This window comes from Aeromonas sp. HMWF017, from assembly GCF_003061465.1.
Lineage (GTDB): Bacteria > Pseudomonadota > Gammaproteobacteria > Enterobacterales > Aeromonadaceae > Aeromonas > Aeromonas veronii.
This window is the reverse complement of the sequence record NZ_QAJD01000169.1, coordinates 1-9,219: the sequence shown is the minus strand read 5'-3', so window position 1 is coordinate 9,219 and position 9,219 is coordinate 1. Positions and strand designations below refer to the sequence as shown.

9 protein-coding genes and 1 pseudogene are annotated in these 9,219 nt (G+C 59.4%); all 10 read left to right on the top strand.

Translation table 11 applies throughout. The features are described from left to right. A pseudogene (exeL, locus tag DBR30_RS18680) lies at window positions 1-725 on the top strand (GspL family type II secretion system protein ExeL); the annotation flags it as partial. Further along, complete coding sequence (gene exeM, locus DBR30_RS18675; protein WP_108541003.1) at window positions 722-1,213, top strand: GspM family type II secretion system protein ExeM; 492 nt, start codon at window positions 722-724, stop codon at window positions 1,211-1,213. The pseudogene exeL and the gene exeM, both read left to right, overlap by 4 nt. Then, window positions 1,210-1,977, top strand: coding sequence for a GspN family type II secretion system protein ExeN (gene exeN / locus DBR30_RS18670; protein ID WP_108541002.1), 768 nt, complete (start codon window positions 1,210-1,212; stop codon window positions 1,975-1,977). Before exeM ends, exeN begins: the two co-directional genes overlap by 4 nt. A 630-nt stretch (window positions 1,978-2,607) precedes the next feature. Next, window positions 2,608-2,928, top strand: a complete 321-nt coding sequence (locus tag DBR30_RS18665; RefSeq protein ID WP_108541001.1) for a PTS sugar transporter subunit IIB — start codon at window positions 2,608-2,610, stop codon at window positions 2,926-2,928. 10 nt (window positions 2,929-2,938) lie between these two features. Continuing rightward, entirely contained in the window at window positions 2,939-4,300 is a 1,362-nt protein-coding gene (gene chbC, locus DBR30_RS18660) for a PTS N,N'-diacetylchitobiose transporter subunit IIC (protein ID WP_108541000.1), read from the top strand. A gap of 68 nt (window positions 4,301-4,368) precedes the next feature. Continuing rightward, entirely contained in the window at window positions 4,369-5,751 is a 1,383-nt protein-coding gene (locus DBR30_RS18655; RefSeq protein WP_108540999.1) for a glycoside hydrolase family 1 protein, read from the top strand. A gap of 36 nt (window positions 5,752-5,787) precedes the next feature. Further along, window positions 5,788-6,141: a PTS N,N'-diacetylchitobiose transporter subunit IIA gene (gene chbA / locus DBR30_RS18650; RefSeq protein WP_108540998.1), complete on the top strand. Its 354-nt coding sequence runs from the start codon at window positions 5,788-5,790 to the stop codon at window positions 6,139-6,141. Window positions 6,142-6,195: 54 nt separating this feature from the next. Further along, window positions 6,196-7,023, top strand: a complete 828-nt coding sequence (gene chbR, locus DBR30_RS18645) for a transcriptional regulator ChbR (protein WP_108540997.1) — start codon at window positions 6,196-6,198, stop codon at window positions 7,021-7,023. Between the two features lie 145 nt (window positions 7,024-7,168). Further along, the gene (locus tag DBR30_RS18640) at window positions 7,169-8,515 is read left to right on the top strand and encodes a 6-phospho-beta-glucosidase (protein ID WP_108540996.1); all 1,347 of its coding nucleotides are present in this window, start codon (window positions 7,169-7,171) and stop codon (window positions 8,513-8,515) included. Window positions 8,516-8,568: 53 nt separating this feature from the next. Further along, window positions 8,569-9,219 (top strand): chitin disaccharide deacetylase (gene chbG, locus DBR30_RS18635; RefSeq protein WP_108588474.1); only part of this gene is annotated, 651 nt, incomplete at its 3' end.

The window sequence follows — 9,219 nt, the reverse complement described above, 5'->3', positions numbered from 1 at the left end:
TCGGCAGCGAGTGGCTGGTACGCCAGGGCCCTTGTCAGGGGATCGTCGCCGACGAACCGCTGCTGGCCATCTTGCTGGCGACTGAAGCCGAGCCGGTCACCATTCACAGCCACACCCCGCTGCCCGCCATTGCCGCCGCCAACTGGCAGGCGGCGGAGCCTGAACTCCCCATGCTGCTGCTGGCCAAGGGAGCCCTCACCTGCCGGGCCAACCTGCTGACCGGCCCCTACCGGCCGCAGACCGAATATGCCCGCTATTGGTTGCAGTGGCGCAAGGTGGTCATCACCGCCGGTCTGTTGCTGCTGGTGGCCCTCGGCCAGCGCGGGGTGCAGCTCTATCAGCTCACCGAGCAGGACAAGGCCCTCAAGGCGGAGATCCGTGCCGTCTATACCCGTATCTTCCCGGGTGAGAGCCGCATCGTGAACGTGCGCAGCCAGATGAACCAGCATCTGCAACAGATGGGACAAGCCCCGCAAAACGGCGTGCTGCTGATGCTCACCGAGCTGGCCCCCACCTTTGCCGAAGTACCCGGCCTGAAACCACAGGTGATGCGCTTTGATGCCAGTCGCCGCGAGCTGCGGCTGCAGGTGACCGCCCCCGGCTTTGCCGAGATCGAGCGGTTCCGCGAGCTGGCGGGCAAGCAATTCGAGGTACAGCAAGGCGAGGTGCGCAGCACCGAGGGCAAGGTAGAGGGCGCACTGGTGCTCAAGGGTAAATCATCATGATGGAAAAATTGCAGAGCTGGTGGCACGGCATCACAGCACGGGAACAGCGGCTGGTGGTCACGGGTAGTGCCTTGTTGCTGGTCGGTCTCTTCTACTGGAGCGTCTGGCAGCCCATCGCCAACCGCATCGCAGAGCGGGAGCGGCAGGTGCAGAACCAGCAGCAGACCCTCGCCTGGCTCAAGGAGAAGGGTGAAGAGGTGCTGGCCATGCAGGGTGGCTCGGGTCGCCAGATCGACACCAGCGGCACCCTGGAAGGGGTGGTCAACCGCACCGCCTTCAACCACAAGATCAAGATTGCCCGGCTGCAACCCCAGGCGCAGGAGCTGCAAGTGTGGATCGACACAGTCCAGTTCGATGACTTGCTGCTCTGGCTCTCCACGCTGGTGGAGCAGCACGGTATTCAGGTTCAAATCATCGAGATCGCCCGCGAGGATCTGGCCCCGGGTCTGGTCAAGGTCAGACGTTTGCAGTTGAGTCGTCCACAATGAAAAAACGCATCCTGATTGCCAGCCTGTTTCTGGCCGCCTATCTGGTCTTCCTGCTGGCCACCCTGCCCGCGGCACTGGTGGCTCGCCATCTGCCGCTGCCTACCAATGTTGCCAACCTGCTGAAACTGGAAAGGGTGAGCGGCACCCTCTGGAGTGGCCAGATTGCCCGACTGCAATATGCCAGCGAATCGGTGAACCAGCTGCGCTGGGATCTCAACGGCTGGTCGCTGCTGCGCTTCGCCCCCGAAGTGGCCATTCGCTTTGGCGATCGCAACGGCCTCAATGGTCAGGGCATTGTCGGCTGGAATGGCGCCGTCTTCGGCCGGGATCTGACCCTCAACGCCCCCGCCCCCTGGTTGCTGAGCCGGGTGCCAATGCGCCTGCCGATCCCGATCACCGTCAGCGGCCAGCTGCAGCTTAAAGTGGAGCAGTTTGCCCAGGGCAACCCCTGGTGTGACAACCTCTATGGCAACCTCGACTGGTACAACGCCAGCGCCGATACCCCGGCGGGCAAGCTGGATCTGGCCGACCCCGAGCTGAAACTCACCTGCCTCGACTCCAGACTGGTGGCCGAACTCAAGCAGGGCTCCGATGCGGTGCAGACCATGGGTCGCCTCGAGCTGCAACCCAATGGCCAATACCTGTTCCAGGGCACCCTGAAACCGGGCCCAGAACTGCCGCCTCAGATGCAACAAGGGCTCCCCTTCCTCGGCCAGCCAGACAGTCAGGGCCGCTTCCCCCTACGCTATCAGGGGCGGATCTAACCCCTATCCCGCCGACCCCGGAGCCACTCCGGGGTCAGCTTGTTTATCCCTTTGAGCCTTCTCCTCTCACTACACTGACCCCCTCAGCCCTTACTCATTTAACTCTGACGTACAGCCACGTCCCCTGTAAGAGTGTCTGATCCCCCTCTCTTTCAACCCGCTCTGCGCAGCAACAACCAGCCTCACTCGTCAATCCACTTGCCGCAAATGGTCAATGAGCACACACCTTGCTCAAAAAGTGGCAACTCGCCATAGCCAAATTAAATATCAATAAGATTGCATCATTTGATAAATGTGAGCTGTCACCCGTTATTGATCTTTTCCAGCCACATTACAGCCGCCCACAAAAGCATAAAAATAACTAACTGAAAAATAACGATTAAAAAAGAAAACCATCCTCTTCACGCCCCATTTAATCTCATTTCCTTTGTGCCAACCCATCAGAAATGTGAACGACGGCAAAACAACGGGTCAACCAGAGACTATTGATAAAAACATCGAAATACCAGGTGAAACCCAGAGGCCGATACAATGAAGTCAATTTGAGATGATTGATGTGTCTAGATAACACAACAGGCAACCATCTCGACCGATCTGTTCATTTGGTTTTCAAGCGTTGAGGGAAGGGTTATGGAAAAGAAGCGTATCTACCTGTTTTGCTCTGCTGGGATGTCCACTTCACTGCTGGTTTCAAAGATGAAGACGCAGGCGGAAAAATATGATGTGCCGGTGCTGATCGATGCCTATCCGGAGACCCTGGCTGGCGAGAAGGGACAGGATGCCGATCTGGTGCTGCTGGGCCCGCAAATCGCCTACATGCTGCCGGAGATCCAGCAGCAACTGCCGGGCAAGCCGGTCGAGGTGATTGACACCCTGCTCTACGGCAAGGTCGATGGCCTCGGCGTACTGAAGGCGGCGGTAGCCTCCATCAAGAAGAGCCTCGCGCAGTAAGGAGATCCCTGTGAGCAACATCATCGCATCGTTGGAGAAGGTCATACTGCCCATAGCCGTCAAGCTGGGCAAACAACCTCATGTCAACGCCATCAAGAACGGTTTTATCAAGCTGATGCCCCTGACGCTGGTCGGGGCCATGTTCGTTCTCATCAACAACGTCTTTCTGAGCTTTGGCGAAGGCTCCTTCTTCTACTCTATCGGCGTGCGGATCGATCCCGCCACCATCGCCACCCTTGATGGCCTCAAGAGCATCGGCGGCAACGTCTATAACGGCACCCTGGGCATCATGTCCCTGATGGCCCCCTTCTTTATTGGTCTGGCACTGGCCGAAGAGCGCAAGACCGACCCCCTGGCCTCCGGTTTGCTGTCGGTTGCAGCCTTTATGACCGTCACGCCGTTCAGCGTGGGCGAAGCCTATGCGGTCGGCGCCAACTGGCTGGGCGGAGCCAACATCATCTCCGGCATGCTGATCGGTATCGCCGTGGCCGAAATGTTCGCCTTTATCGTCCGTCGCAACTGGGTCATCACCCTGCCAGACAGCGTTCCAGCTTCTGTCTCCCGCTCCTTCTCGGCTTTGATCCCGGGCTTTATCATCCTCTCCATCATGGGGGTGATCTCCTACCTGCTGAACAATGCCGGCACCAACTTCCACCAGCTGATCATGGACAGTATCTCCACCCCGCTGGCCAATATGGGGGGTCTGGTGGGCTGGGTCTATGTGATCTTCTCCTCCTTCCTCTGGTTCTTCGGTGTACACGGCATGCTGGCGCTCACTGCGCTGGAGTCAGGCGTACTTTTCCCCTTCGCCCTGGAAAACGTCGCCCTCTACAACCAGTACGGTTCGGTCGAAGCGGCGCTGGAGGCAGGCAAGCAGTTCCACTTCTGGGCCAAGCCGATCACCGACTCCTTCGTCTTCCTCGGCGGCACCGGTGCCACGCTGGGCCTCATCATCGCCATCTTTATGGTCTCCCGTCGCGATGACTACCGTCAGGTCGCCAAGCTGGGTCTGCCCTCCGGCATGTTCCAGATCAACGAGCCCATTCTGTTCGGCTTGCCGGTCATCATGAACCCCATCCTGCTGGTGCCCTTCATCCTGGTGCACCCGGTACTGATGGGGATCACCATGGCGGCCTACTACGCCGGGATCATCCCGCCCATCACCAACATCGCGCCATGGACCATGCCGACCGGCCTGGGTGCCTTCTTCAACACCAACGGCAGTGTGGCCGCCTTCTGTCTGGCGATATTCAACCTGGGTGTCGCGACCATGATGTATATCCCCTTCGTGCTTATTGCCAACAAAGCGCAGAACGTCATCGATGAAGAAGAGGAGAGCGAAGAGGATATCGCTCTGGCTCTGAAGTTCTGATAACAGCCATTCCAATGACAGCAAGGGAGGAGCAAAACTCCTCCCCTAACAGCCTGGAGAAGTAACCCATGCAGTATCGTTTTCCGGATGACTTCTGGTGGGGCAGCGCCAGCTCGGCCCCGCAGATGGAAGGCGCCGCCAACCGCGGCGGCAAATCCGCCAATATCTTTGACTACTGGTTCTCCATCGAACCGCAGCGTTTCCACAACGGGGTCGGCCCGGCCGACACTTCCACCTTCTATGACAACTTCGAGAGCGACATCAAGCTGCTCAAGCAGCTGGGGCACAACAGTTTTCGCACCTCCATCTCCTGGTCACGGCTGATCCCGGACGGGGTGGGCGAAATCAACCAGGAGGCGGTCAGCTTCTACAACGCCGTCTTTGACCGGCTGCTGGCCGAGGGGATCACCCCGCTTATCAACCTCTACCACTTCGACATGCCGATGTGCATGCAGGAGCGTGGCGGCTGGGAGAGCCGGGAAGTGGTGGCCGCCTATGTGCGCTACGCCACCCGCTGCTTCGACCTGTTTGGCGGTCGCATCAAGCACTGGTTCACCTTCAACGAGCCGATTGTGCCGGTCGAGTGCGGCTACCTTGGCCACTACCACTACCCCTGCGTGGTCGATTTTGGTAGGGCGGCCACCGTCGCCTACCACACCGCGCTGGCCCATGCCGGTGCCGTGCAGGCCTATCGCGCCTGCCAGCATGATGGCGAGATCGGCATCATCCTCAACCTGAGCCCGACCTATCCCCGCTCGCAGGATCCGGCAGATCTCGCCGCCTCCCGCATCGCGGATCTGCTGCTCAACAAGAGCTTCCTCGATCCTGCCCTGAAGGGAAGCTACGACCCCGAGCTGGTCGCGCTGCTAGAGCAGTACGACTTGCTGCCGCAGATCGAAGAGGGTGACAAGGCGCTGCTCGCCGCCGGCAAGGTGGATATCCTCGGCATCAACTACTACCAGCCGCGCCGGGTCAAGGCCAAAGAGGTGGCGTGGCAGGGTGTACCGCGTACGCCGGAAGATCTGTTCGACTACTACGAGATGCCGGGCCGCAAGATGAACCCCCACCGAGGCTGGGAGATTTACGAAAAAGGGATCTACGACATCCTCACCGACCTGCGAGTCAACTACGGCAACCTGCCCTGCTACATCTCGGAGAACGGCATGGGGGTCGAAGGGGAAGAGCGCTTTATCGGTCCCGAGGGACGGGTGGAGGATGACTACCGCATCCAGTTCATTCGCGAGCACCTCGAGTGGCTGCATCGCGCACTGGAAGAGGGCAGCGCCTGTCGCGGCTATCACCTGTGGACCTTTATCGACAACTGGTCCTGGCTCAACGCCTACAAGAACCGTTACGGCTTCGTCCGCCTCGATCTGGAGAGCCAGCAACGCACCATCAAGAAGAGCGGCTACTGGTTTGCCGAGGTAGCGCGCAACCATGGTTTTAATTAACGGTTTCAATTAACGCATTTACGTAAGGAACGACTCATGTTCGATCTGGACAACATCACTGAAGAGGCCACCACCAGCAACGATCTGGAAGAGGTGGTAATGGGGCTCATCATCAACTCCGGGCAGGCCCGCAGCCTCGCCTACACCGCGCTGAAAAAGGCCAAGGAGGGGGATATGGCCGCCGCTCACCAGCTGATGGCCCAATCCCGCGAGGCGCTCAATGCCGCCCATCTGGTGCAGACCCAGCTGATCGAGGACGATCAGGGGGAAGGCAAGATCCCGGTCACCCTGGTGCTGGTCCATGCCCAGGATCACCTGATGACCTCCATGCTGGCCCGTGAGCTGATCAGCGAGCTGATCGAGCTGCACGAAAAGCTGCAGAACCAATAACCTCCGGACGGGGCGAGAGGCCCCATCATCGGCCCGCAGATCAGGAAGCGACTCATGAGCGTTAAAACAATCCGGGAAACCGAACTGTTTAACAACAAACCATTCCACATGTTCATCTACAACAAACAGGTGAGCGGAACCGGTTTGCACCAGCACGACTACTACGAGTTCACCCTGGTACTGACCGGTCGTTACTATCAGGAGGTCAACGGCAAGCGGGTGCTGCTGGAGCGGGGGGACGTGGTGTTTATCCCGCTCGGCTCCCGCCATCAGAGCTTCTACGAGTTCGGCACCACCCGCATCTTCAACGTCGGGATCACCCGCACCTATTTCGACGAGCACTTCAAATACCTGCTACCGGAGCACTTCGTCGCCTCACAGGCCTATGCGCTCAAGAGCGAGTTCCTCAGCTACATCGAATCGGTGCTGGTCTCGCCGGGCTTTAGGGAAGAGGCGCTGACCGAATTTCTCGAAGTGGTGACCTACGCGGTGATGAACCGGCTGCGTCACTACAAGGACACCTCAGCCAGCGATGATCTTCCGCTCTGGCTCCACGAAACCGTGGAGCGGATGCACGATCGCCCCCTCTTTGCCGAGGATGCGCTGGCCAACATGGTCTCCCTCTGTGGCAAGAGCCAGGAGTATCTGACCCGGGCCACCCGGCGTTACTACAACAAGACGCCGATGCAGATCATCAACGAGATCCGGATCAACTACGCCAAGATGCAGCTGGAGGTGACCAACAACTCGGTGGCCGATATCGCCTTCGAGACCGGCTACAACGACGTCAGCCTCTTTATCAAAAACTTCAAGAAGCTCACCTCGTTTACCCCGGGCAGTTACCGCAAATATCTCTATCCGAAATTCGAAAGTTCAGCCTGAGACCAGCGAGTTGCTGACCTAAACAACCCGGTTCAAGAGAACCAATCCATTGTGACCAGCCCCTGCCACAGGCGGCTGCGGCCCCTCTCACCATGAAGACAGAGCGGCCACCATCAAACCTAGAAAGATCGATGAAGAGGGATTTATGAGCGAGAAGATCAAGGTAGTCACCATTGGCGGCGGCAGCAGCTACACCCCCGAGCTGGTCGATGGTTTCATCAAGCGCTATACCGAGCTGCCCATCAGCGAGCTGTGGCTGGTGGATATTCCCGCTGGCGAAGAGAAACTGAACATCATCTTCGACCTCTGCCAGCGGATGATCCGTCAGGCAGGCATCCCCATGACCCTGCACAAAACCCTGGATCGCCGCGAGGCACTGGTGGGCGCCAACTTCGTCACCACCCAGCTTCGCGTCGGCCAGCTGCAGGCGCGGGAGAAGGATGAGCGCATCCCCTTGAGTCACGGCATGCTGGGGCAGGAGACCAACGGCGCAGGCGGCCTGTTCAAGGGGCTGCGAACCATACCGGTCATCTTCGACATCATCCGCGACGTCGAAGAGCTTTGCCCGGATGCCTGGCTGATTAACTTCACCAATCCGGCTGGCATGGTGACCGAAGCAGTGCGCCGTCATACCAACTTCCGCCGTTTTATCGGGGTGTGCAATATTCCGGTCGGCATGCAGATGTTTGTACGCGATGCCCTCCAGCTGACCGAGCATGATCACCTCTCCATGGATTTGTTCGGCCTCAACCATCTGGTCTTTATCGGCGATGTGCTGGTCAACGGCGAATCACGCTTTGACGAGCTGCTGGAAGGGGTCGCCGATGGCAGCCTGACCCGCGCCAGCTCGGTCAAGAACATCTTCGACCTGCCGTTCGATCCCGGTTTTATCCGCGGCTTGCGCCTGCTTCCCTGCTCCTACCTGCGTTACTACTTCAAGGAGAAAGAGATGCTGGGGATCGAGATGGGCGAGTTCTATAAAGGCGGCGCCCGGGCTCAAGTGGTGCAGCAGGTCGAGAAGAAACTGTTCGAGCTCTACCAGAACCCCGATCTGTGCGAAAAGCCCAAGGAGCTGGAGCTGCGTGGCGGCGCCTACTACTCCGATGCAGCCTGCGAAGTGATCAGCGCCATCTACAACGACAAGCAGAGCGAGCACTACGTCATCGTGCCCCATCAGGGCCATGTCACCAATATCCCAGCCGACTGGACGGTGGAGATGAGCTGCCTGATCGGCCGTGACGGCGCCATTCCCCATCCGCGCCTCACCCGCTTTGACGACAAGGTGAACGGGCTGGTGCATCTCATCAAGAGCTTCGAGATCGCCGCCGCCAAGGCCGCCATCAGCGGCAACTTCGATGACCTGCTGTTGGCGATGAACCTCAACCCGCTGATCCACTCCGACAACGATGCCCGCATCGTCGCCCGCGAGCTGTTGCTGGCCCACCGCGAACACCTCCCCAACTTCGCCGCCGCCATCGACGCCCTCGCCTGAGGCCAGCACGCCCCGCCCGAATCGGCGGGGCGCTTAACCGCAAGAGAACCCTCATGAGCAAGAGATTGATCATCAACGCCGACGACTTCGGCCTCTGCCGCGCCCAGAACTACGGCATCATAGAGGCGTTCGAGCACGGGGTCGTCAGCTCCACCACCGCGATTGTCACCTCCCCCGCCATCGAACACGCCGCCTGGCTGGCCGGGCGATTCCCCGAATTGCCTGTCGGGCTGCACTTTATGCTCAGCTGGGGGAAACCGCTGACCCCGCTCACCTCGCTGGTGAACGAGCAGGGCGAGCTCAACAAGGGGATCTGGCACAAGAGCGAGGCGGGAGAGCTGGATCTGACCGAGATATCTGGCGAGCTGGCGAGTCAGTATCAGCGCTTTGTCGCGATCTTCGGCAGAAAGCCGACCCATATCGACAGCCACCACCATGTTCATATGCTACCGACTATCTACCCGCTGGTGGAGGCTTTCGCCAAGACGCATGGACTGCCCCTTCGCATCGACCGGAGCGAAATCGCCCGCCACGCCCTGACCGTCACCCACTCGCAAAGCTGCGATCGGTTCGACGACCGCTTCTACGGGGCGCAACTGACCCGGGCCAACCTGCTGCAACTGCTCGATGAAGCCAGTGCACAGGGGGCCCATTCCCTTGAGATCATGTGCCACCCCTCCTTTATCGATCTGGCGATGCAAGGC

Coding starts and splice junctions, on each gene's coding strand:
- exeM (WP_108541003.1), top strand. CDS start 722: ATGATGGAAAAATTGCAGAGCTGGTGGCACGGCATCACAGCACGGGAA.
- exeN (WP_108541002.1), top strand. CDS start 1,210: ATGAAAAAACGCATCCTGATTGCCAGCCTGTTTCTGGCCGCCTATCTG.
- DBR30_RS18665 (WP_108541001.1), top strand. CDS start 2,608: ATGGAAAAGAAGCGTATCTACCTGTTTTGCTCTGCTGGGATGTCCACT.
- DBR30_RS18655 (WP_108540999.1), top strand. CDS start 4,369: ATGCAGTATCGTTTTCCGGATGACTTCTGGTGGGGCAGCGCCAGCTCG.
- chbA (WP_108540998.1), top strand. CDS start 5,788: ATGTTCGATCTGGACAACATCACTGAAGAGGCCACCACCAGCAACGAT.
- chbR (WP_108540997.1), top strand. CDS start 6,196: ATGAGCGTTAAAACAATCCGGGAAACCGAACTGTTTAACAACAAACCA.
- DBR30_RS18640 (WP_108540996.1), top strand. CDS start 7,169: ATGAGCGAGAAGATCAAGGTAGTCACCATTGGCGGCGGCAGCAGCTAC.